The organism is Nitrospira sp. MA-1 (genome assembly GCA_032139905.1).
Classification (GTDB): domain Bacteria; phylum Nitrospirota; class Nitrospiria; order Nitrospirales; family UBA8639; genus Nitrospira_E.
In genome coordinates, this window is record JAQJDB010000007.1 from 578,298 (window position 1) to 601,372 (window position 23,075).

The 23,075-nt window shown below is 50.9% G+C and carries 22 protein-coding genes; 10 read left to right on the forward strand and 12 right to left on the reverse strand.

The genetic code is table 11. From position 1 onward, the window contains the following. Positions 1–87 precede the first annotated feature (87 nt). The 3 genes from PJI16_15340 to PJI16_15350 all read right to left on the reverse strand — a co-directional run bounded on the left by PJI16_15340 (position 88) and on the right by PJI16_15350 (position 3,638). Positions 88–1,215, reverse strand: coding sequence for a hypothetical protein (locus PJI16_15340; protein MDT3778939.1), 1,128 nt, complete (start codon positions 1,213–1,215; stop codon positions 88–90). 183 nt (positions 1,216–1,398) lie between these two features. Beyond that, complete coding sequence (locus PJI16_15345; protein MDT3778940.1) at positions 1,399–2,796, reverse strand: MBL fold metallo-hydrolase; 1,398 nt, start codon at positions 2,794–2,796, stop codon at positions 1,399–1,401. Next, positions 2,793–3,638: an LOG family protein gene (locus PJI16_15350; protein ID MDT3778941.1), complete on the reverse strand. Its 846-nt coding sequence runs from the start codon at positions 3,636–3,638 to the stop codon at positions 2,793–2,795. The genes PJI16_15345 and PJI16_15350 overlap by 4 nt, the downstream gene beginning before the upstream one ends. Positions 3,639–3,856: 218 nt before the next feature. On the opposite strand from PJI16_15350, the gene PJI16_15355 reads away from it, so the two are divergent. The 3 genes from PJI16_15355 (at position 3,857) to PJI16_15365 (ending at position 6,487) form a co-directional block, all read left to right on the forward strand. Continuing rightward, positions 3,857–4,582 carry a Crp/Fnr family transcriptional regulator gene (locus PJI16_15355; GenBank protein MDT3778942.1) on the forward strand — a complete coding sequence of 242 codons (726 nt, stop codon included), beginning with the start codon at positions 3,857–3,859 and terminating at the stop codon, positions 4,580–4,582. Positions 4,583–4,927: 345 nt separating this feature from the next. Next, entirely contained in the window at positions 4,928–5,689 is a 762-nt protein-coding gene (locus PJI16_15360) for a hypothetical protein (protein MDT3778943.1), read from the forward strand. 372 nt (positions 5,690–6,061) lie between these two features. After that, positions 6,062–6,487 carry a hypothetical protein gene (locus PJI16_15365; GenBank protein ID MDT3778944.1) on the forward strand — a complete coding sequence of 142 codons (426 nt, stop codon included), beginning with the start codon at positions 6,062–6,064 and terminating at the stop codon, positions 6,485–6,487. Between the two features lie 83 nt (positions 6,488–6,570). On the opposite strand, the gene PJI16_15370 is transcribed toward PJI16_15365, so the two are convergent. The 9 genes from PJI16_15370 to ychF form a co-directional block, all read right to left on the reverse strand. Further along, positions 6,571–6,915, reverse strand: a complete 345-nt coding sequence (locus PJI16_15370) for an RNA-binding protein (protein MDT3778945.1) — start codon at positions 6,913–6,915, stop codon at positions 6,571–6,573. Between the two features lie 295 nt (positions 6,916–7,210). Then, complete coding sequence (locus PJI16_15375) at positions 7,211–8,473, reverse strand: TolC family protein (GenBank protein MDT3778946.1); 1,263 nt, start codon at positions 8,471–8,473, stop codon at positions 7,211–7,213. 34 nt (positions 8,474–8,507) lie between these two features. Beyond that, complete coding sequence (locus PJI16_15380) at positions 8,508–11,624, reverse strand: CusA/CzcA family heavy metal efflux RND transporter (protein MDT3778947.1); 3,117 nt, start codon at positions 11,622–11,624, stop codon at positions 8,508–8,510. A 135-nt stretch (positions 11,625–11,759) separates the two neighbouring features. Next, entirely contained in the window at positions 11,760–12,962 is a 1,203-nt protein-coding gene (locus PJI16_15385) for an efflux RND transporter periplasmic adaptor subunit (GenBank protein ID MDT3778948.1), read from the reverse strand. A gap of 57 nt (positions 12,963–13,019) precedes the next feature. Beyond that, positions 13,020–14,465, reverse strand: coding sequence for a heavy metal sensor histidine kinase (locus PJI16_15390; protein ID MDT3778949.1), 1,446 nt, complete (start codon positions 14,463–14,465; stop codon positions 13,020–13,022). Between the two features lie 3 nt (positions 14,466–14,468). Then, a complete protein-coding gene (locus PJI16_15395) occupies positions 14,469–15,146 on the reverse strand; it encodes a response regulator transcription factor (protein ID MDT3778950.1) in 678 nt (225 codons plus the stop codon). Between the two features lie 63 nt (positions 15,147–15,209). Further along, entirely contained in the window at positions 15,210–15,497 is a 288-nt protein-coding gene (locus PJI16_15400) for a DUF2231 domain-containing protein (protein MDT3778951.1), read from the reverse strand. 215 nt (positions 15,498–15,712) lie between these two features. Continuing rightward, positions 15,713–16,069 carry a PepSY domain-containing protein gene (locus tag PJI16_15405; protein MDT3778952.1) on the reverse strand — a complete coding sequence of 119 codons (357 nt, stop codon included), beginning with the start codon at positions 16,067–16,069 and terminating at the stop codon, positions 15,713–15,715. Positions 16,070–16,314: 245 nt separating this feature from the next. Then, a complete protein-coding gene (gene ychF / locus PJI16_15410; protein ID MDT3778953.1) occupies positions 16,315–17,385 on the reverse strand; it encodes a redox-regulated ATPase YchF in 1,071 nt (356 codons plus the stop codon). 93 nt (positions 17,386–17,478) lie between these two features. On the opposite strand from ychF, the gene PJI16_15415 reads away from it, so the two are divergent. The 7 genes from PJI16_15415 to PJI16_15445 all read left to right on the forward strand — a co-directional run bounded on the left by PJI16_15415 (position 17,479) and on the right by PJI16_15445 (position 22,987). After that, on the forward strand, positions 17,479–17,736 hold the full coding sequence (locus PJI16_15415) for a hypothetical protein (protein MDT3778954.1): 258 nt from the start codon (positions 17,479–17,481) through the stop codon (positions 17,734–17,736). A 568-nt stretch (positions 17,737–18,304) separates the two neighbouring features. After that, positions 18,305–19,156 (forward strand): HAMP domain-containing sensor histidine kinase, encoded by an 852-nt coding sequence (locus PJI16_15420; protein ID MDT3778955.1) that lies wholly within the window; start codon positions 18,305–18,307, stop codon positions 19,154–19,156. Positions 19,157–19,272: 116 nt separating this feature from the next. Further along, positions 19,273–19,800: a hypothetical protein gene (locus PJI16_15425; GenBank protein MDT3778956.1), complete on the forward strand. Its 528-nt coding sequence runs from the start codon at positions 19,273–19,275 to the stop codon at positions 19,798–19,800. Between the two features lie 224 nt (positions 19,801–20,024). Beyond that, positions 20,025–20,279 (forward strand): type II toxin-antitoxin system Phd/YefM family antitoxin, encoded by a 255-nt coding sequence (locus tag PJI16_15430; GenBank protein ID MDT3778957.1) that lies wholly within the window; start codon positions 20,025–20,027, stop codon positions 20,277–20,279. 9 nt (positions 20,280–20,288) lie between these two features. Continuing rightward, positions 20,289–20,549, forward strand: coding sequence for a type II toxin-antitoxin system RelE/ParE family toxin (locus PJI16_15435; GenBank protein MDT3778958.1), 261 nt, complete (start codon positions 20,289–20,291; stop codon positions 20,547–20,549). A 235-nt stretch (positions 20,550–20,784) separates the two neighbouring features. Then, entirely contained in the window at positions 20,785–20,988 is a 204-nt protein-coding gene (locus tag PJI16_15440) for a DUF2283 domain-containing protein (protein ID MDT3778959.1), read from the forward strand. Between the two features lie 502 nt (positions 20,989–21,490). Beyond that, positions 21,491–22,987: a reverse transcriptase domain-containing protein gene (locus PJI16_15445; protein MDT3778960.1), complete on the forward strand. Its 1,497-nt coding sequence runs from the start codon at positions 21,491–21,493 to the stop codon at positions 22,985–22,987. Positions 22,988–23,075: the final 88 nt, after the last annotated feature.

Here is a 23,075-nt window from a genome sequence, read left to right on the forward strand (position 1 = left end):
ATCTCAGAACGTTGAGTGGTGTCGTTGCCCCCATGGGGGTTGTTGGAGGGATCAAGGGCGGGGAACAGGGAGAAAGGGGGAGGCCGTCTAATAGCCGGGAAATCCCGGAATAAACGGAAGGAGTATGGAGATGGCAATGAGAATGATGATGATCCATTCAAGAATTTCCATCCGCCGATTGCCGGTTTGACCGGCCATCTTATCATACAAATTATCCAGCGTGTCCAACTTGCGGAGAATGCTGGTATCCCAACTGTGCAAATGAAAGCGTTGCGAGGCCAGTCGAGAGACTCTGGCCAGGTATTGATCGCCGAATAATTTCAGCGTGTTGGTGACCCGTTCAAAGAGAATCGCGCTATCCACCTGCATGCCTGCGATTCGGCGGAGATTAACATCCGATGATCCCGGCCAACGGAACCCATGCCGGGTTTCCTGTGTGAGGGCGGCATAGGCCTCATCCAACGCTTCATCCAATTGGTGGTCAAGAAATCGGCGCTCGACGAGTTCCACATTGGCGAATTCTAGAACCGCTCGGACGTCATCCATTTCCTGTCCAATCATGAGCGAGGCATTCCAATCAATGAGGGTCAGGTCCTGTGTCCCGAAGGCAATTTGACTCATGGTGGCATCACAAATTTCCTGCTCTGACAATGGTTGATCCTCACAACGGAGGATTTGAGACAGAAGCGTGCCGTGTTGTTTGACAAATTTCGACAGATCCAACGCAGGTTGCGTCGAGAAAATATGAAATATCGCATAGTCCTCGACCAATTCGGATATATTCGGTTTTTCAATTGCCGGACCCAGCGTGTTCAGGAGAGATTGGATATGCAGGAATGTGCCTTCGAGCAGTTGAGCATTTTCATAGAGGACTTCACTGAGCGGGAGCAGCGACGCAAACGGCCCGGCCAGGGGAATCTGGTAGGTCACCATGAGCGCGCCGAAGTCATAGAGTACGGTGTCGACGGTGCGAAGCGTGTGATGTGCGCCGAGGCTGATGGGTTCCAGCTCTTGCGTAATACGGAGCGGCGGGGGATGATAATCAAAATATTCCGGTGCCGGCCGTTTCCGCTTGATTCGTCCTCGTTCTTTTGTCGCGGTAATCCGCTGTTCCGCTTCGTCGATTTGAATGGACGCACCTACGTCATAGGCAAAGACGACGATGCATCTCCCGTCTTGTATGTGAAAGATATCTGGTTCGGTCATGGGTGGCATGTGGCGCTTGCGGTGTGATGAACGGGAGGCTAACCCAATAGGAACATTCGAGTGCCCCAACCTGATTTCATGATGACAAAGGGATCAGGAAGCCAATGGAGATATTACCATAATCTTTCATTCTCCAGGAGAGCATATGTATGAGAGGAGAAGTCAGAATCCACAAGGCATCAGGATCATGGATTACATGTCATACATGGAATCCGGGCGAGGAACCTCCACTTCCATGCCGGGAAATTCCGTGGTCAGCCTCATGGCAAAGGCGAGAGACTGGCGCTCTTCACCATGCACCACAAAGACTTTTCGAGGATGAGGGGTGATGGCACGGACATACGCGAGGAGATCCTCCCGGTCCGCATGAGCGGAGTATCCATTTAATCGGACCACTTGAGCACGGCGTCGCGTGGGAATTCCAAAAATCGGGACGGTGTCCCATTCCTCCGCCAGTTTGCGTCCTAAGGTATGCTCGGCCTGCCATCCCACCAGGACGATCACATTGGCTTCATCCTCAATGGTATGTTTGAGATGATGGACGACGCGCCCCCCTTCGCACATGCCGGAAGCTGAAATAATCACACAGGGGCCGCTACGCCGATTCAGAAGCTTGCTGTCTTGAGCCGTCGAGATGAAATTGATGTATTTGGCGGCAAAGACATCGCCGGTCGAGGTAAAAGTGCGATAGGTTTCCTCGTCATAGCATTCCGGGTGTTGGCGAAACACTTTGGTGGCTTTCAACGCGAGAGGGGAGTCGATAAAAATCGGAATGGGGTCGACTTCTTCATAGGTCACGAGTTCCTTAATGCGCATGATAATTTCTTGAGTGCGGCCAACCGAAAAGGCCGGAACAATAATTTTGCTTTTATGCTGAATCGCATGGTCTACGAGTTCTTTCGCAATCGTTTTTCGTTTGGCTTGGTCGTCCTCATGCAGTCGGTCTCCATAGGTCGATTCAATGATCAGCACATCACAGGGGGGAGGCAAATGAGGATCACGAAGGATCGGCATGTTGGCCCTTCCCAGGTCTCCCGAATACAAGACCGAAGTGGTATTGCCACGACTCTGGTGCTTGACCCAGATTCCCGCCGATCCGAGGATATGCCCGGCATCATGAAATTGCACCTTTAGATTGGGGGCAGGAGAGAGGGAGGTCCCGTAACGGACTCCTCGAAACCGATTGGTGATGTTCTGGACATCGTCCATCGAATAGAAGGGTGTGACACATGTTTTTCCTCTGCGTCGTTCTTTTTTGTTGACGTACCGGCAGTCACTTTGCTGAATCTTAGCGGAATCTTCCAGTAAAATTTTGGTCAGATCTGCCGTGGCCGACGTCATATGGACCGATCCGCGAAATTTTTCTTTGGCCAGGACTGGAAGCGCCCCGGAATGGTCGATGTGGGCATGGGATAAGCATACGGCTGTCAGGGATTTTGGATCAAAGCCGAGGTGACGATTGAGTTTGGCCGCTTGGTCTCGATGCCCTTGAAACATGCCGCAGTCCAGAAGCAGGCGGGAGGATCCCGCGTGAATGAGATGGCGACTCCCCGTGACGGATCGGGCGGCTCCATGAAACGAAATTTTCATGAGGGGGCTTCAAGTGGATGTTCGGCCATGATAATGCTCCAGGCTTCCCCTGCGGTTTCAGCATAATGAAACAATTGCAGGTCTTCACCCGCAATCAATCCATACTCCACAAATTTCTCCCAATTAATGAGATCTTCCCAAAAGGGTCGTCCGATGAGTACGACTGAGACGTCACATACTTTTCCTGTTTGAAGAAGGGTCAGGGTCTCAAATAATTCGTCCATGGTCCCGAATCCGCCGGGAAAGACCACCAAGGCTTTGGCTCGATTGAGGAAGTGCATTTTCCGAAGGGCAAAGTAACGAAATTGAAAACACAGTTCAGGAGTAATATAAGGATTGGGCAATTGCTCATGTGGTAATGCAATATTCAGTCCAATGGATTTGGCCTTTACATCGGCTGCACCTCGATTGGCGGCCTCCATGATACCGGGACCCCCGCCGGTGATGATGACGAATTTTCGACGTCCGTCTATCTGACAACTGGAAGACACCAGGCGGCCAAACTCCCGCGCTTCCTGATAGTAGGGAGAATACGCCTTCTGGTTTTTGGCAATGGCCACGCCCCGTTTTTTTTCAGGATCGTGTGGTGAGGCGGCCAGCTTTTCTTCCGCGATCAAGAGCTTGGCTTTGGCTGCGGCCGGTTCCAGAAGTCTGGCACTGCCGAACACCACAATGGTGGATTCGATACCCTCGTCCTGTTGGATCAGTTCCGGTTTAAACCATTCCAGTTGAAGCCGGACCGCCCTGAGTTCGTCTCGCTGCAAATAATCAAGGTCGGAGTCTGCCCGTTTGTATGCCGGAGAAGACAGAAGAGGAGGATCAGATTGTGGCAAATTGGTCATAAGAAGATACATTTTTCACGAATAGGGCAGTGAGAAGATTATAAAGACCCAGGAAGTAATTTGAAACTGCTGAAGATGCATACGGGGGCATATTCTTTCCTGAGAGACGTGAAGGGACACTCATCCTCCAGAAATAATCAAGTCTACTGTGCGAAGGGGTTGGTTGAATATCAGGAATCGGGTATAGTCCAATGGTTCGAAACGTACCGGAGGGAGCGATGAAAGCACCCACTTCTCCAACCATTCCTGAATGTGAAGTTTGCCCCAATCGGGAATCGTCTGATATCTGCCAACTCGTGCCTTCCGTGGAAGAACCCTTCGGGCTTATTAAACGCAGGGCCATGTATCAGGCCGGCCAATTTGTATTCTATGAAGGGCATGTGGCTCTGGGATTGTATATTCTCTGCCAGGGGCGTGTGAAACTGACCCGGCTCAATCGCAAGGGGCAACAGCGGTTGGTGGACATTTTGGATTCAGGCCAACTTCTGGAAAAACAGGCTTTTCAGGAACAGCCGGTCCATCAGGTTACGTGTGAAGTCTTGGAGCCTTCGCAAATTTGTCTGTTGGATCGCACCAGTTTTCTCGCATTTCTGGAAGACCATGGTGCGTTAGCGGTCAAACTTGTTCAGGTGCTCAGTAAAGAAATGACGGCTGTGTTGAATGCAGCCGATCAATTTGCGTTCACTCCGGCACGGGAGCGATTAGCCGGACTCTTATTGAAGTTGAGCGATCGATTCGGGAAACACGATGATGCAGGGATTCGCATTTCGCTCAAACTCAAACGAGAGGATCTTGCACAAATGACGGCTGTCACCGTAGAGACCTTGGTCCGGCTTCTTCGTGATTTCCAGGAAGATCACCTCATTACGGTGCATGGACGGGAATTAACGATTATGAATGCCGATCGCTTGACGAAAATTGCCGGCATGTCCCCCTCTCATTGAAATTTTCCTCCTCAACACTTCTTCCATCCTCTATCGTTTTTCCCTAGCTCTGGCTCTACTCAGTCTCGTTTTTTATCAACCAGCCTTCTCTCAGGCTCCCTTCCCTAATGTTGCGTGCTCTCGCCGTCTTTAGGCCATTAGGCCTATTCAAAAGATTGATAACTATCTGATTGACCATTGTTTTCCAACAAGGTCCCGCCGTCGGGAATCGTATAGCCTATGGCCCGTTCAGTGGTTTTTCCCATTTTCACTGAAGATGAGAGAAACAGAGATGACTCACAATTCGGGGCCATGTTCATGACGGGTTGAAGTTCTACCACAATTTTTGAATGAGGAGGTGACAGGATGAGCAGAAACCGGTTGGTGGCACAATTGAGCATATGTGCATGGTTTGTGGGGTGCGTGCTGTGGGCAGTACCGGGAATGAGTCAGGCCCAGGGTTTAAGCGTAGACGAAAGGCTGGAGCGTTTGGAGCAGAAAACGCTCTCCCAATCCCCAGGTGCTGAACAAGAAACCGGAAACATGGTGTTTTTCCGTGGAGGCTGGGCAGGGTTAGTGAATGATCGTTCCAATGAAGTAGAGACGGATGTTTTCGGATTAAGTGGATCCAATGATAGTAATAACGGCTATTATGTGGGCGCTGGACTGGATCTGGTTCTCACGCGAGATATTTGGGATTTGTTTCCTGGAACCTGGGTATTGGGTGAAATTGGGGTGGAATATAAACGGTTTAATTCCAAAAACGTGACGCAGGCGGTTCCCAGCACCTGTGCCCTTGCAGGCGTCCCGACTTGCTCAGTGGAAACGAATAAAAAGGTCCAAATCACGATGTTGACGGTGAATGTGGCACCGAAAATCATGTTTATGGAAGGCAGCCGATTCCGTCCCTGGATAATTCCGGCAGGGCTGGACTTCCACGTCATCAGTCCTCCTTCAAATGATACGACCGTCCTGGATATCGGTGTCCAATTCGCACTCGGGGCGCAGTATCGAATTTGGAAAGCCATTCATCTCGGAGTGGATGGCCGATTTCATCTCGCTACCGGTCAAACAGATACGACGAATAATTTCGGCACCGCCGGTGCGTATGTCGGCTTCGCGTTTTAATGTTCGGTGAGGTAAAGGTGAGGTAAAGAAGGAGGGTGGCGGAGATGAGATTGCGATCGGGCCGAGGTAACCCAGGAGGCATTGGAGAGGGAATTTCCGCCGTCTATATAAGCGGCAGCACCTAGGTCATCGTGGTTTGCATTCTGACTCGGATTAAATTACAGAGGGAAGCCGTTTCAAGTATTCGCCTGTCTGAAGTGGTTACTCTGTATAATAGATTTTTCTATTCACTGGAAATGGTTTTTCCCCGAGGTCGAATACATTTCCATGTGGTGAGTTCGGATCAATCCCGCTACAATTAAGGAAGTGAATTTCTTTTACATTATTCTAGTCTGGACCCATCTGATTGCAGCAACCTTCTGGATTGGAGGAATGCTGTTCCTCTCCCTTGTCGCAGTCCCTCTTCTGAGGCAGGCCTCTGACCCTCCTTCCGCCCAACGAGGGTTTATAAGCCTTGCTCGTCGATTTAGAACGCTGGTATGGATCGCTCTGTTCATTTTGGTGGCGACGGGGTCGGTCCTTCTCGGAAATATCATCAATTTCGGGGTTCCTGTTTTCTCTTGGCCACCTGTTGTCCTCACGAAACTGATCCTGGTGTTCCTGTTAGTTCTAGTGTCCTTCACTCACGATCGGATTATGGGAACGAAAGTGCGTAACCTGAAGAGTAAGGCCGCTTCCGAATTATCGTTTGGCGAAGGGCTCCTTCTCCGATTCGCTCCTCTGCTTGGCCGTTTGACCCTGTTGTTAGGGTTGGGAGTGCTATTGTCTGCCGTCATCATGGTGAGATCCTCAGGGTAACCATTTGAAATCCTGGAATAGAATAAAAAAAGGGAGAGGCCTTGTGGACCTCTCCCTTTATTATCAGACGTATTGAGTAATCGTTAGAATCGGCTGCGCCGTTTTCCTCCAAAATCTCCTCCGCCTCCGCCACTGCCACCGAATCCACCCCGGCCACCTCCGCCGCCACCGGTTCGTGGAGCTTGGGGTTTGGCCTCGTTTACCGTCAATGTACGGCCACCGAACTCCGTAGAGTTCAAGGCTGCAATTGCGGCTTGCGCTTCCTCTCCGGTAGACATTTCAACAAATCCGAACCCGCGCGATTGGCCGGTGAACTTGTCGCTGATGACGTTAGCTGATTCGACGGTGCCGTGTGCCGAAAACAGGTCGGTTAATTCTGCTTGAGTCGCTGAATACGGCAACCCACCTACATACAATTTTGAACCCATGGGGTTCCTCCTTTTAAAAAGATGATATTGTCTGAGGCTCGAGAAGGGTAAAACATTTGGAAGAGGTAGGCCACGGACGCTATTCCCACGCCACTCAGGTCAGACACTTCCGAGTTATTCTCTCGGGCTAAACAACACCGGTTACGGGCTTGAGTGATTGAACTCTCAAAGCTAAGCCCAGAGCGATGAGTTAAAAAAAATCGTAGCACACAAGGGAAGTAAAAGATAGTAGCGAAAAAATGGAAGTAGGATGGATCGGGTGGCGCTTTTTTGGACCGCATAAGCTAGTGGTGATTCAGGGTTGTACGGTTCCGCCGGTGACGCGTTCCAGTTCGGTCAGAGCGATCGAGAGATCGTATTTGGCCTGCGCATAGTCAATGTGTGTTTGCCGCAAGACCCGTTGGGCATCCAGCACATCCAGCAGACTGGCCTCCCCGTATTTAAAGCTGACTTGAGCGATACGTAGCGCCTCTTGTGCCTGTTTGAGCAACCCTTTTTCGTATGTGGCAATTTGCGCCGCAGCGGCTTGAGAAAGTTGGATCTGCTGGGCGATGCCTTTGAGCAGGTCCTGCTTGGCCCGAAGGAGGCTCGCTTCCCGTTGTCGCAGTGCGCCTTTGGCTTGGGCAATGTCCCCCTGTCGTTGATTCCAGACCGGAAAAGGAATGGAAACCCCGGCGATATAGGCTTCTCGGCCTGCGTCTCGCTGGTATCCTCCACTCAGCGTCACATCGGGCACGCGAGCCTGTTGTTCCTGACGGTGGGTGTGCTGCGCTTGTGCTATCAGTTTTTTCCATTTGGTAATGATGGGATGGTTCGCCAGAGTCTGCTGCGAGAGTGTTTCGAGATGTAAGGCTCCAGGCCAGATGGCGAAATCGCCATCAATGGAGAATTCAAGCCCCAACGCCCCGGCAGTGAGGCTATTTAATGAGGCTTGGATAGACTGGACCACACCCCTGGTCCGGGCGACCTCTTTTTGAACTTTCATGCTCTCTACCTGGATTTTCACGGCATCAAATGGGGGTGCTTCACCGGCGTCAACACGACGAATCACGGCCTTTTGGACTTCTTTCATCGTGCGAACATTTTGGATGGCCGTCGCCGTTTGGCGTTCGGCGAATAAGAGGTCATAGAAAGCCTCTTTGGTTGCGGCAATCAAATTCAGTTTGGCTTCTTCTTTTGAAGCCAGGGCTCCGTCCAATCCTGCTTGAGCTGCCTGTTGTCGTGCCGCCCGTTTCCCCGGCCATTCGATGGGCTGATAGAGGGTGGCATATCGTTCGGTGAGAGTCGGACCGGTAGGTTCTCTGACGGTTCCACGTCCACTCTGAACCCATAGGGTGGGGTTGGGATAAGCGGAGGCAGAGATTTTGTCTCCTTCTCTTTGTTCGATGACCCCCTCACTTTCGTTCATAAGGGGATTTTTCTCTAAGGCCATGTTCAGAATTTCTTTCAGACTATAGGTCGGGGCCGCAGCCTGTGGTGTGGTGTCAGTCGCTGCCAACGCGGGTTGCCAGCAGAGACCGTATAGCATGATGAGGCAAATGATCTGTTTAAACCACATGACAAGTTCCCTTCTTGTGACAACACCATCCTTCTCAGGTTGAGATGGTGCTGGTGTGAGACTGATTGGGTATGGCTGGTTGTTTGTTGGAACGGCAGACGGTGCCGTACAACGCTGGAATAATAAATAGGGTCAAAGCCGTGGACGTGATCAAACCGCCAATCACGACTGTGGCCAGAGGCCGTTGGACCTCCGCTCCCATACTGGTAGCGACGGCCATCGGTAAAAAACCCAAACTTGCGACGAGGGCGGTCATCAAGACAGGGCGAAGACGATCCATGGCTCCCTGTGCCACCGCGTCCCGGGTCGGAAGCCCTTCGGTTTCAAGTCTTTGGATACGGCTTACCAAAACGACACCGTTTAAGACCGCAATTCCGAAAAGGGCAACACAACCGATGACCGCCGAGATACTCAACGGAAGGCCTCGAATCCAAAGGGCAAAAATACCGCCCGACAGAGCGAGGGGTACATTCAAAAATATGAGGAAGGCCGGACGAATTGTTCCAAAAATCACCGAAAGAATGGCGATGATAAGCAGTAAGGTAATCGGCACCACGACGGCCAGTCGGCGTGACGCTTCTTCGAGATGTTTAAATTGTCCGCCCCATTCAAGGTAGTATCCGGGAGGGAGGGAAACTCGGTCGCGAATGATTTGTTGGGCTTCGGTGACAAAGGAACCCAGATCACGGCCACGGATATTGGCTTCGACTACCAGCCGGCGTTGAATATCCTGTCGACTAACTTGCGCAGGTCCTTCATCCACTTTGATGGTGGCCACGCGGGACAACGGAACCAGTTCCCCATGCGGGGTGGGGATCAGGAGATTGCCGAGCGCCACCGGACCGGCCGATGCATTGTCCGAGAGGCGGACTATCAGATCAAAGCGGCGTTGTCCCTGAAAGACGGTTCCAACCGTCTGGCCCACTCGTGCAGATTCAATGATGTTTAACAGGTCTTTGGCGTTCAACCCGTATCGCCCGATTTGATCACGGTCCACGATCACCCGAATCCTTGGGACCCCGGTCACTTGTTCCGCTTTCACATCGGCAGCGCCGGGCACCTGTTCGAGGGAACGTGCCACCAAATCTCCTTGATGGCGTAAGACCTCAAGATCCTCCCCGAAAATTTTGATTGCGAGGTCGGAACGGGTGCCGGCAATGAGTTCATTGAATCGCATCTCAATCGGTTGCGTAAAGCTCATGCCAACACCGGGAACCGCTTCATGAACAGCCGTTTTGAATGTGTCGATCAATGCCTCTTTGGAGGTGGCCGTGGTCCATTCGTCTTGCGGCTTAAGGACAACAAAGACATCAGATAGTTCAATGCCCATCACGTCCGTGGCCACTTCCGGACTTCCAGTCCTTGTGACCACCTGGACGACTTCGGGAAATTTCCTCAATGCCCGTTCTACCTCCAAGGCCGTTTGCACTGATTCAGTCATGGAGACGCTGGGGAGGCGCCATACTTGAATGGCCATATCCCCTTCCTCTAATCGAGGAACAAATTCGATCCCTAAGCGCGATCCAATCAACAGACTGAGGGTAAACAGCACGATGCCTGGAATCACGACCCATGCCGGCCGGTTTATGGACAGGTCTAACCAGGGTTGATAAAGGCCTCGGGCATGCCGAATGAGCCAGGTTTCTTCATGATTCGGTCGGGCGCGTGCGAACCAATAGGCCAGTACCGGCACGCCTCCTACCGCAAAGAGGAGTGAAGCCGCCAGGGCAAAAATGACAGTCATAGCCATGGGCCGAAACATTTTGCCTTCCAACCCAACCAAGGACAAAATGGGAAGATACACGACGATAATAATGCCGACTGCAAACACAATGGGTCTTAACACTTCCCGTGCCGCACTCTGAATCGTTGCCAGTTTGTCTTCCTTCGACTGGCTGGTGACCTTCCCGAGCTTTCGCAGAATATTATCGATCATGACGACCGATGCATCCACCAGCAGTCCGAAGTCAATCGCACCCAGGCTCATCAGATTTCCGGAGATGCCAGCGTGATACATGCCGGTAAAAGCCATCAGCATGGAAAGAGGTATGGCTAAGGCCACAATAAATCCGGCCCGAACGTCTCCTAGAAATGAAAAGAGAATCGCGATGACCAGCAGACCTCCTTCGAGTAAATTATTTTTGACGGTGTTGATGACTTTTGAAACAAAAAGGGTCCGGTCATAATAGGGTTCAATCAGGACACCCGGTGGAAGCGTCGATTGAATCTCCTTGACCCGTTTCTTCACCTGTTCGACGACCTGCTGAGCATTGGCCCCTGCCAGCATCTGAACCATTCCGATAACCGTTTCCCCCTCACCCATCCGCGTGGCCGCGCCTATCCGCAAGGCCGCACCTTCTTTGACTTCCCCAAGATCTCTAATGAAAATAGGAACGCCACCCGGCCCATGACTCACGACAATTTGCCCTAAATCGGTAACCGTCGAAGCCATGGCTTCTCCTTTGATGAGATACAGCTCCCGCTCATGTTCAATGTATCCGCCTCCGGCAACCGCATTGTTCTGCGCGAGGGCATCAAACACGGCTTTTAAGGTGAGATTGAAGGCGAGGAGCTTACTGGGGTCGACCACCACCTGAAATTGTTTGGTTTCTCCGCCCCAAATATTCACTTCAACCACACCGGGAACGGCACGAAGCCGCCTGCCGATATCCCATTCCAGAAGTGTCCTCAGGAACATGGGACTGTGCCCCTGCCCTGTGAGCGTGAATTGGTAGACTTCTCCGAGGCCGGTTGATAAGGGGCCCATCATCGGTCGTCCATAAGCGGCGGGAATGCGCTCTGTCGCCAACGCCAGACGTTCGCTAACAAGTTGTCGGACAAAATAGAGATCCAGGTGTTCCTCAAAGATCGCCGTCACGGCCGATAAGCCATAACGTGAGACCGAACGCACTTCCTGTAATCCCGGTATGCCACTGAGTGCGGTTTCAATCGGAAACGTGATGAATTGTTCCACCTCAATCGGACCGAGCGCGGGTGAACGGGTGAGGATCTGCACCTGGACAGGGGTGAGATCGGGAACCGCATCGATGGTGAGATTGGTCAGCGACCACATTCCGGAGGCGCTGACCAAAAGCAAGGCGACGACAGTAAAAAATCGATATTGAAGTGAGAGTGTGAGAAGACGTTCCATGGAGTTATAGGGTTTTCATCATTTGACTAATTGCGGGGAACACGAAAGAAGAGAACCTGATTCGTCAGGCATGCCTTGATAAATAACACGCATATTTGTGCGCAAATTCCACGTTCTCACCCACGGTGATGGTGGTTAATGTTCATGGGCGGATGGTTTCATGATGGCGTTTTTCAGATCGAAGACACCTTCGGTGACCACGTGTTCTCCCAGTTTTAAGCCCCGTTTGATTTCCACAAGTCCCCCGCCTTCCTGGCCGGTTTCAATAAACACGAAATCGTATCCGTTGCCCCGTTGAACGAACACTCCGCGCACGCCCTCTACCATCGTCAAGGCCGATAGAGGAATGGATAAGACGGGCTGTTGTTGATCGATCAACCGCACGTCCACATATTCATTGGGCTTAAGCCGGCCATTAGAATTCTCAACGTCGAATCGCACGCGAATGGTGCGGGTGGTGGCATCTGCGACCGGGGCAATATAGGTGAGCCGGGCAGTGATGGGCTCTCCACCACGGGGAAGAACCTCGCCTTGATCGCCTTCCTTGAAACGACGGGCATGCTCGATTGGCAGATTGGCAAACACCCACACCTGACTGGTATCCACAATTTCAAAGAACTCGTCTCCTGCCGCTACGCCCTGACCCAGCACGATTTTTTGATTCACGACGGTTCCACTAAGAGGGGCCCGGAGCAAATATTTGTGGCCCTCCAAATGGCTCCCATGCTCCATTTGTTGGAGTTCCTGTGGGCTGAGCCCCATGTTCAGGAGCTTTTCCCGGACGTGTTGATAGACGGCCTGGGCTTCAATCTGCTGTCCACGGTCTTCCAGAAACCGACGTTGAGAAATAATGTTTTCAGCCAGGAGTTGTTTGGTTCGCCTAAAGTTGCTGGAGGCCACATCCAATTTGGATTTGGCCACCAGGTATTCCTGGACTAATTCATCCAAGCGCATGCTTTCAACGGCCGCGAGCGGCTGATCTTTATTCACCCGATCCCCTAATTGCACCATAACCTTATCCACTTGCCCGGGGATGCGAGAGGAAACTTTTGCCACGTGGGAGAGATCAAGGGCGACATGTCCCGGAGCCGAAATTGAATGCGGGGTCAGGCGTTCTTTAACTTCTTCAATTCGGATTCGTTGACGCGCTTGGTCAGGGACATGATCCACATGAAAGGTTTGTTCGGAATGGGGGCTAAGATCGGTAGAGGAAACAGCCGGATCTTTGTCCGGAGGGCTACCCGCTGGTGGCTGGGTGTCGGAACAACCCAAAGGGAACAGCCCGAGAAGGCAAAAAACAGGGATCCATCTCCAATACCTGTGGTTCAGTTTCTTCATGAATGACTCATTCGGACAAAAAATCTCCTCTGACAACAGACTATCAGGGCGTTCATGTTAACGGTGGTTCTTTCCGGTTGGGAAGGTGATTGTGAATGTGGTGCCGTATCCGACTTGACTCTGTGCATGGATCGTTCCTCCGTGGGCTTCGACAATCTCTTTGACGATTGCCAATCCCAGGCCTGTTCCTCCTGAATGGCGATCCCGTGCCTGGTCGATTCGATAGAATCGCTCAAACAGGTGAGGGAGATGTTGGGAATCAATTCCCGGCCCGGAATCCTCTACGGATAGACGGATTGACCCCTCGTGAAACCGGACTCGAACGGTTATGGTTCCGTCTGAAGGGGTATGCCGTAGCGCATTATCCAGCAGATTGATCAGGGCTTGTTTGAGCTGTGAGGCATCTCCAAGGAAAGGAGGTACAGGTTCAAACTCCGTCTGCAGATGGATACCGCCTTCGTGAGCTAACACGGACAACTCGCTCACGACGTCTTCGACAAGAGGCGGGAGGTCAAGAGTTTGCAGCGCGAGTGGTGGGCGGTCGCCGGCGAATTGTGCGAGAGTAAGGAGGGATTTGGTCATGGCGGTGAGTCGATCGACTTCAGCCAGGTTGGAGAGAATAGTCTCCCGGTATTCCTCTCCCGACCGTGCCCGCTGCAAGCTGACCTCAAAATTGCCTTTCATTGCCGTTAACGGGGTTTTCAGTTCATGGGCCGCATCGGCCACGAAGCGACGTTGTCCTTCGAAGACCTGCTGCAAGCGGTCCAACATGCCATTAAAGGTGTGGGCGAGGCGTTGAAATTCCGCGTAGGGGGAGGTGAGTGTGAGACGGGTGGAGAGTGTCTGTCCGGAAATGGTTTCCGCTGTCTGACTCAAGGCCTTGACCGGTGCCAGGGCTTCACCGGCCAAACGTCCGCTTCCCCACCAGGCAAACAAGAGCGAGATGGCGGAGGCCCCACAGAGAAGCCATGCCAACCACTGAAGAGTTTCCTCGACAAATTGTAAAGATTTTTCCGTTTGTAAAATGAATCGTCCGTGGTCCTCGATGGCAAGAGGAATCGAGATGCGGCGAATGGGGGACCGGCCTGGTTCGTGAAACGTTTCGAAGACCGTTTCCCCTTTAAGAGCCTGAGCGATGACCTGAGACGCCACTGGAATCCGGTTCTCGGTGCTCCGCCCACTCCAGAGAATACGGCCGGTGGGATCCAGGATGGCGCTGTAACGGATGGCCTGCTGTAATTCATCTTCGTCATCAAATTCTTCTCGTTCGTCTTCTTCATCCTCTTTGTTCCCCTCATCTTGCCGGTGAGAGGACACTTCCACATGGTCGGTGGCCAGGTCCACCCGATAACTTTCCTCTTCGGCGAGTGCGACCAATTCTTCATCGATATGACCGTGCAAAATGGTCGAAAATCCAAGGTAGAGGAGCAGGCTAAAGAGGCCTAGGAGGATGACGATGAAGCCCAAGGCGACGAGACGAATGCGAGTGCGAAAGGCCTGCATGGGTTAGGCATCCGGGATCTTTAAGACGTAACCGATCCCCCGTACGGTATGGATCAGCTGTGGAGAAAAATCCCGGTCCATTTTGCTACGCAGGGTTTTAATGTGGACATCGACAATGTTTGTAACGGACTCATAGTGAATGTCCCATACATGCTCAGTAATGGCTGTCCGGGTCAATACCCGTCCCGTATTTCTCATAAGATATTCCAGAAGAGAATATTCTTTGTTGGTCAGGACGATGATCTGGCCTGCCCGTGAAATACGGTGGGAAACCGGATCCAGCTCCAGGTCTGCGATTGTGAGGCGGGGGGTGGGCTGGGCACTGCCACGACGGAGAAGTGCTCTGAGACGTGCCAGTAATTCAGCAAAGGCAAACGGTTTGGTTAAATAATCATCTGCCCCGGTATCCAAACCGGTCACGCGATCTTCAACGGCCTCCCGTGCCGTCAACAGAAGAATGGGCGTGGTCTGGCGTTTCGCTCGAAGCCGGCGGCAGAGATCAATGCCATTCATTTTTGGGAGCATGATATCCAGAATGATCAGGTCATAGGACGAGGTCATGGCCATGGCTAATCCCATCTCACCGTCGGTGGCAAGATCCACAGCATATTGCTCCTCGCGTAGACCTTTCACAATAAATCCTGACACACTTGAATCATCTTCCACTAAGAGAATACGCATCTGTCTCCCGCTGAAAAGTATAATCGTGAAGGCCGGAGGTGCTTCGCAGGAGTCCTGCCTCCTTCACAAGGGCAGCCCCTGCTCGTAGACCAAATCTCCCCCATAGCGACCTTTGGCGCTTAGTGTGCCTAATCTGATTGCCGCAATCAAAAAATACGAAAACGAGGTCTTCCGCCTAAATTTGTCTCGCAGCACCAGCCGACCCCATAGGAGGACTCCGAAAATTCCTAAGCTCACAAAAGCGAGGGCCTCGTGGGTCTCAATCATCGATTTGGCAATTCCGGTCCTTTTGATAGCCTCCTCTGCCCAGGTGCCGGTAATCGCGGCCGCAACCCCTCCGAGAAACCCCACGATGAGAAGTCAAAATCGCCATTACCGAAATTGTTCCGTTTGAACTATGCTCCTGCGTCGTCAAATAGCATAGTGGTGAATTGCAAGGGGATGAGGAAATGCACGAACATGGGAAGTACCCGCAGCTCAAAGATGGTTCCTCCTGTGTGTCGTCAGTGTGGGGAAAGGAGAAAAGGCCCCATACTCTTTCTTACGCATGGGGCCTTGACGATGTATTAGGCTTCTCCGCAATCCTTCTGAGAGGCGCCCTTCTCGTGCGCTTCCTGGTCCTCGAGTTCAGAACTCAGGATTTTTCCGGATTGGTCGTCAATCTCAATCTCCCTGATTTCTCCGGCAGCGTTGACAATCTCGACTTCATAGATCACTTTTCCGTCTTCACTTTCCAGTTCGGCTTCAATCACCTTTCCTGGAAATTGAGTCGTCGCGGTTTTAATGGCTTCTTCCATGGTGACCGAAGTGGGCAGATTGGCCACGGCGACCTTCTCCCGGCCGTCATCACCTATGGCCAATCCAAGGGAAGTCAACAAGAGAGCTGAGGCGCCCAATAGACTGAATGTGTGGATTCCCTTCATGATACATCCTCCTTCTTAAGAAATTGATGGAATCAACTGGCTGTTCATAAATTTAGAATAGACCATCTACATGAAGCAGCTATGAAGCGGACATGAAAAATTCTTCATTTAGAGAGAATGACATGAGCCAGGATAGGTCCTTGTCGACCAAACTGGAAATGCGGAAAGCCAGCGATTGGGAGGGAAAACGCGTTGTCGGTTGAATCCTAACGTGCCCGCCAGCATGCCGGCAAGCAAAAACCCGTCTAGACGTTAAACTTGAAGTGGCAGACGTCGCCATCTTTGACGACGTATTCTTTTCCTTCGGAGCGGATCAAGCCCTTCTCGCGCAGGGCGGCTTCCGACTTGTGGGTGTCGATGTCCGTGAAGGCGTAAATGTCGGCCTTGATAAAGCCCTTCTCGAAGTCGGTGTGGATGACCCCGGCCGCTTGTGGGGCCTTGGCTCCAATGGGAATGGTCCAGGCCCTGACCTCCTGCACTCCGGAGGTGAGGAACGAGCAGAGCCCGAGTGTTTTATAAGCGGCGACGACGACCTTCTCCAAGCCGCTCTGCTCCATGCCCAAATCTTTCATGAAAATTTCGCGGTCCTCACCGGATAGTTGAGCAATTTCACTTTCGAGTTTGCCACAGATCACGACCGATTCCGATCCGCGCTCCTTGGCGAATGCCTGAAAGTCCGCAAGGATCGCCGGATCCGGATTCTCATCGGTATTCCCGACATAGAGCACGGGCTGTGTGGTGAGCAGGAAAAAATTCTTGAGGACTTCCGGTTCGAGGCCCAGTGCTCGCGCCGGCTTACCCGCTTCAAGACCATTCTTCAGGATATCGAGCACCACAAGTGCCTCTTTCGAGGCCTTATCTCCGGACCTCGCTTTGGCTGTGACCTTGTCGTACTGTTTGGTGAGACTGTCCAGGTCCGCGAGCATTAATTCGGTTTCAATCACTTCAATATCCCGCCGATAGTCCACGCCGCCCATGGTGTGCACCACGTCGGGATCCTGAAAGAGACGCACCATGTGAAGGATCGCGTCGACTTCGCGGATATTTGCGAGAAATTTATTCCCGAGGCCTTCACCCTGGGAAGCCCCTTTCACCAGACCGGCAATATCGACGAAACGGCAGGAAGTTGGCACGGTTTTCTTGGGTTTGACCAACTCGGTCAGGCGCGCAAGACGCGGGTCAGGAACGGCTACGACGCCGACGTTCGGCTCGATTGTCGTAAATGGATAATTCGATGCGGCCGCGTTTCCAGAGGTCAACGCGTTAAAAATCGTGGATTTGCCGACGTTGGGTAGACCGACGATACCAATTTCCATAGAAGACGCAAGGTAACAAATTAGGAACATGGCGGTCCTTGAGCCAAAAGGCCTATACGTAGCCGGTCCTTCCCTTCACATAAAAATTTTCGGATGGTGAATAATCTTTCTCTGGTTTACACCGCATCAGTTCCTGAGGTTGAAATAGAAAGTTTTGTATCGATCAATTCAGGCTTAGAAAAGTCGCAATTTTCCGGTGATTTCAGAATAGAAAATGATGAATTTAATCACCCTCGTGGATCCGAAAGAAAAACGGTGTGGATCGTTTTTAAAACATCCGCTCCACTCGGTCGTCCAGAGATTCCGGGAAACGGCCTGGCCTCAGGAAGGCCCTATCGAGAGAGGAGCTGACAACCAGAGCAAGCATGGTAAGTGGCGTGTGCAGAAAGGGAATGACGGCCATTAATGAAGAGTAGGTTGATCAACTGATTCCGTACAGGTTTGGCATGAAAATTCCCGGCAGTCCTGGATTCGAACGGGGTGTTCCACAAACATGGCAGGCCTCGAAATTTGTGAGCAATTGTGGGTCGTTCCTTTGGCTTTCTCTTTTTCAGAACCGTGTAGCAACCGGCTTGTTTTTTCTTGACTTAATTCGCTGTTTGAAGAAAAATTGACACAAGCTGTGTAGCTGTTGCGTGTCGGGATGCGGGCAGGAGAAGGAGAATGGCACATTGCCTCAAGCCCTAGGCTCCTGGGGATGTAATGATAATCCCATCATTGAATGTAGCCAGGCATTGCGGCAACTATTGAGGCACCATAGTCATGCAAACGAGGTTCACCTGTATTTATCATGAGATCCCAATGACTCTGATGATATTGAAGAAGACGGCACTCCGCAGTTTAGGCGGATCAGTCTCAAGTTGTTTGGGCTTCACCTACTCCGAGAAGATCGCGATGGCCATCGCAGGGAGGAGCGTTCATGGGGGAAGATAAGAATCAAATCGTGTCCGGCATTCTCAGAGCCCGGGCGGAGTTGGAGCAGGTGTTGTACGAAATGGAGAAACTGCCGGCAATCAGTGAGAGTGCTGTCCATTTTGCCGCACATGCCCTGAACAATTATCTCACCGTGACCGGCGGAACGGTTGAATTACTCCTGTTGATGCTAGCGGACCATCCGGACAAGCAAATCCGCACCGGGCTTGAGTCCTTGCAACAGGCCACAAATTTGATGGCGCACACGGTCAGTCGACTGGTGAATACCGAGACCGGTCTGGACGCCGAAATGCGTTTCGAAAAGGTGGAGTTGCCGATCATGGCGCAGAGGTTTCGCCTCTTTTATCAACGCATTGCGGATCAGAAGCAGATTCAGTGTCTTTTGGGTTCCACGGGCGGTGTTCCTCCTGTGTGGACTGACCGTGTCGCCACCGCTGCTGCGTTGGATAACCTGTTCTCGAACGCCGTGAAGTACTCACCACCCGGGAAGCGAATATGGGTCGATGTGGTGCCCCAGCAGGATTGGGTGGTCTGTCGTGTTCGAGACGAGGGCCCGGGCCTGAGTCAGGAAGACCAGGCCAAACTCTTCCAGCGCGGAGTACTACTCACCCCTAGACCTACGGGAGGAGAGCCTTCAACAGGGTACGGCTTGGCGGTCGCCAAGGAACTGATCGAGAAGGTAGGGGGGGGGATCTGGTGTGAGAGCGTGGTGGGGCAGGGGGCCTGTTTCTCCTTTCGATTGCCTCAATACCAGGAACTGGTGCATGGATCCGGGCGGACGTTGCCGGGTTTACACGAGAACAAGGAGCATGAGAGCCGGACCGTACGCCACACCTGATCTGAGGGTTATTCAGAATACTCAATGTTCATGGTCCTCGACAGGTAAGCGGTTTGTTGTAGTTCAATCAGGGGCGTGCCATCCATCTCTGCAACACCTTTAAAGGGGAAATTCCTATGAGATCGACACGACTCAACCTCTTTTCTATCATGATCGCCGTGGTATTTTCGCTTTGTGCATCACTGGTGTTTGCTGGAGGAGCGACGGCAAAAACCGGATTCTCACAAGCCCAGGAATCGGCCAGGAAATGGCAGGCGGACGTGGTTCTGGTCCAAATCATCACCGTATCAGGAGATATGGAGGGCACGTCGAGGAAGTGGAGCTATCTCTTTTATTCACCTCAGGCAAAAAAGGGGTACAAGGTGGACGTGAAGGATAGCAAGATTGATCAAGCGATTGAAGTGCCGTCGAGCTTTACGGATGCGGTGGATGGAGATTTTATTGATAGTGCGCAGGCAATCACAGAAGGGAAAAAGAAAGGGCTCAAGGGGAAAAATCGAGCGATGATGACCCTCCACATCATGCAGCAAGGCACCAAAAGCCAGGGCGCCTATTGGAATATCGTCAGTGACCAGGCGGAAGGAAGAAGCACGCTCATCAACGCCAAGACCGGGAAATTCTTCAGGCACCAGGCACTCAAGTAGATGGTGCCTGGCGTCAGTATCTATCCTCTGTCAATGTGTATTCCTCCCTACAGGCAGTCGTGTCTTATTGCGTCAGGGCCCATTTCTGGCACGTGGAGCAGTTCTGCCTTCCTGACAGCTCTGTAAGTTCAGATTTCTCCGATTGACTTCCCGTTTCATGAAAAGTACCATTTGTACAATTCGTACGATACGTTCATTCGAGAGGAAGGGAAAAGAGGTAGTTTATGGCACATTTACCATCCAGCAAAGCACGAGAAGGATTTGCGGATACGATCAATCGTGTGGCATACGGCAACGAGCGCGTGGTGTTGCGCCGGCGCGGGAAAGAAGTCGCAGCCGTCGTCCCGATTGCCGACCTGCGATTGTTGGAAGAGTTGGAAGATCGAATGGACCTTGTCGACGCCAGAGCCGCCTTGGCTGAAACTAAGAAGAAAGGCGCGAAGTCCCTTGATGGGATTCTGAAGGAACTGGGTCTCTAACCCCTTCCGATGGCCTATTCGATTCTCCTCGCCCCTCCTGCGGAAAGGCAGCTCAAGGCCTTTTCCCAAGCAGTTCAAAAGCGTCTGATTAAACGTCTCAAGACGCTGCAGGTCAACCCCCGTCCACAGGGCGTCAAGAAGCTGTCTGGTGAAGATGACCTGTACCGTGTTCGGGAGGGAAGCTATCGCATCATTTATACAATCCGCGAAAAGGCACTTATTGTCCTTGTTCTCAAGATCGGCGATAGAAAAGAAGTCTACCGCCCTTGATCCTTGGCCATCATTTGGGAGGCGGTTGGTTGTTAGAGTATATGACCAGACTGAGGGTGGGTGCTTGCGGGTGCAGTGGTTATGGAGCCTGAATATGAAATGGTTCAGCCTAATGGACGAATTCGCTGGTGGGGTCAATTGAAGAAGCCGGTGGAAAGGCCGCCCAGGGTTATCCTGTTAGCCGATAGGGAAACGGGTCGTAACGCGTTTTTTGATGGATCCTATCGGAGACCGAATGAAGGTAAAATATTTTTCTGACACGGACACCGCCTATATCGAATTTAGTAATCAAGATGTGGTGGAGACTAAAGATATTAATGAAAACATCCTGATTGACCTTGATGAAAATGGCCAGCTTGTTGGGATGACCATTGAACATGCCGATGTTCAAGCAAACCTTTCTGAAATTTCATTCCAACAACTGACCCCAAAAGGCTAATGCACCAATCCTTTTCCCCCAGCGATGAGAGCTGATGTACACACCTTTCCAGCATATCCCTAGTAATTCTTTACCCCACTCTGTCATACCCGACATTGTTAATCGGGAATCCATCTTCTCCGCTCTTGTCATTCCTGCGGGCCGTTGGCAGGAATCTATTTTACCTTGATATATTTCGTCGATTGACGGAGAATTGGCCGCGACTGTTGGTAAGTAGTTTTTCGAATGCGACAGGAGAAAGGGTTCGTGGATAGAAAAACGAAATTCCACATCTTGGGCGGATTAGGCTAATTAATGTTATGTGTGAAAATTCGAAAGCAAAGTGATAGGATAAAAATTACTTTCCCAGGGAAAGAACGGACACCCTATAGATCGTTCCATGAACGAACTCCTGGGGGAAAAGCGTCAAAACTTTTTCAACCAAATGGCAACTTACTTTTACGTGGTTGTGTCCGTGGAAGGCCCGGTCTTTTGATCGGGCCTTCTGTATTTTGGAGAAAGAATGTATTTAGAAGACTACCTCAGAAAAATAATTGATGAAGAATCAGATAAGCTGATTCTTCGATATCATGCATATCATAATGCCCTTCATAATGAGTATCTTCGAAACAAAAAAAGGATTTCGGATCCTCCCAAAAAGACCATAAAAAGGCCTGATTACTGGCAGGAAGATAAAAAGTTTAATCCTTTTTATGTCAAAAGAAAAAGTAAAAGCATAGCTTGCTCAATTGCTAAAAAAATATCAGAGCAGACTTACGAGCCATACCCCCCACATACAAAGGAGATTCCAAAGCCGGGTGGAGGTCTAAGGTCAATCGCCGTTTACCAGATACCTGATGCCGCAGTATCAAGAATTTTTTACAACCGTCTATTGGCTAAAAACAAACATAGGTTTAGTTCATTTTCTTATGCCTATAGGAATGATCGAAACGTTCATTTCGCTATTCAGGATATTTGGCTAGATATATCGAGAGACGCAAGATCATTTATCGCAGAGTTTGATTTTTCTGATTTTTTTGGATCAATTTCTCATGATTATTTGATGGCCCAATATGATGAGAACGGTTTTTTTATTAGTGACGAAGAAAGGCATGTGATCAATTCTTTCCTAAAGGGTAGAACGAGAGGGATTCCTCAAGGTACGTCGATCTCATTGTTCTTAGCCAACCTCGTATGTTGGAGGCTAGATCTAGGGCTTGAAAGAGAGGGTCTAAAATTTGCCCGGTATGCAGACGACACTGTGATTTGGAGTCCCGATTATCAAAGGATTTGCAAAGCCTTTACAATTATTAACGAGTTCTCTTCATTAGCCGGCATACCGATTAACGCTAAAAAATCAGATGGAATAAACCTATTAACAAAGGAAGATTTACCTACAGAACTCAAGAGCACCAAAACAAAGCTTGATTTTCTAGGTTATTCAATATCCGTGACCGCAGTATCTATAAAAGATGCATCATTGAAGAAGATCAAAAAGCAAATCTCATATTTGCTCTATAGAAATCTCATACAACCCTTACGAGGTAGTGAGCTGAAGGGTATGATAATCCCTGCGAATGATAAAGATGCAGCTTTGCTTACAGCTATAATGCAGATTAGGCGCTATTTGTATGGTGGGCTGACCGGTCAACAGCTAAGAAATTACTTAAGTGGCAGAACTAAAAGAATCTATTTTAAAGGGATTCTTAGTTTTTACCCATTGGTCAATGATGAAGAACAATTGAAAGCCTTGGATGGATGGCTTGTGTCTGTCATCTGCCGCTCTTTAAAACTACGATTGAAGTTGTTGAAGAAATGGAAATTTGATCGCTCTGGCATTTTCCCCTTTAACTTGCCGTGCTCTGAAATCCCCGAAAGATTTAAAGCCAAAAGAATATATGGGAAATCTTTGTTGGAAATCCCCAGTTTTATGCTAATCCAGCGTGCAATGCAAAAGGGGCTTAAGCATCGTGGGATAGAGAGTGTGATGCATCCAGATTCAGTGGATTATGACTACTGAGCTTCATAGCAATTGCTTTTACCTGGGGAAAATGTAGGTACGTCCGTTCCTCGCTCTGCCACAATAGGTCACCGATTATCCGAAGCCA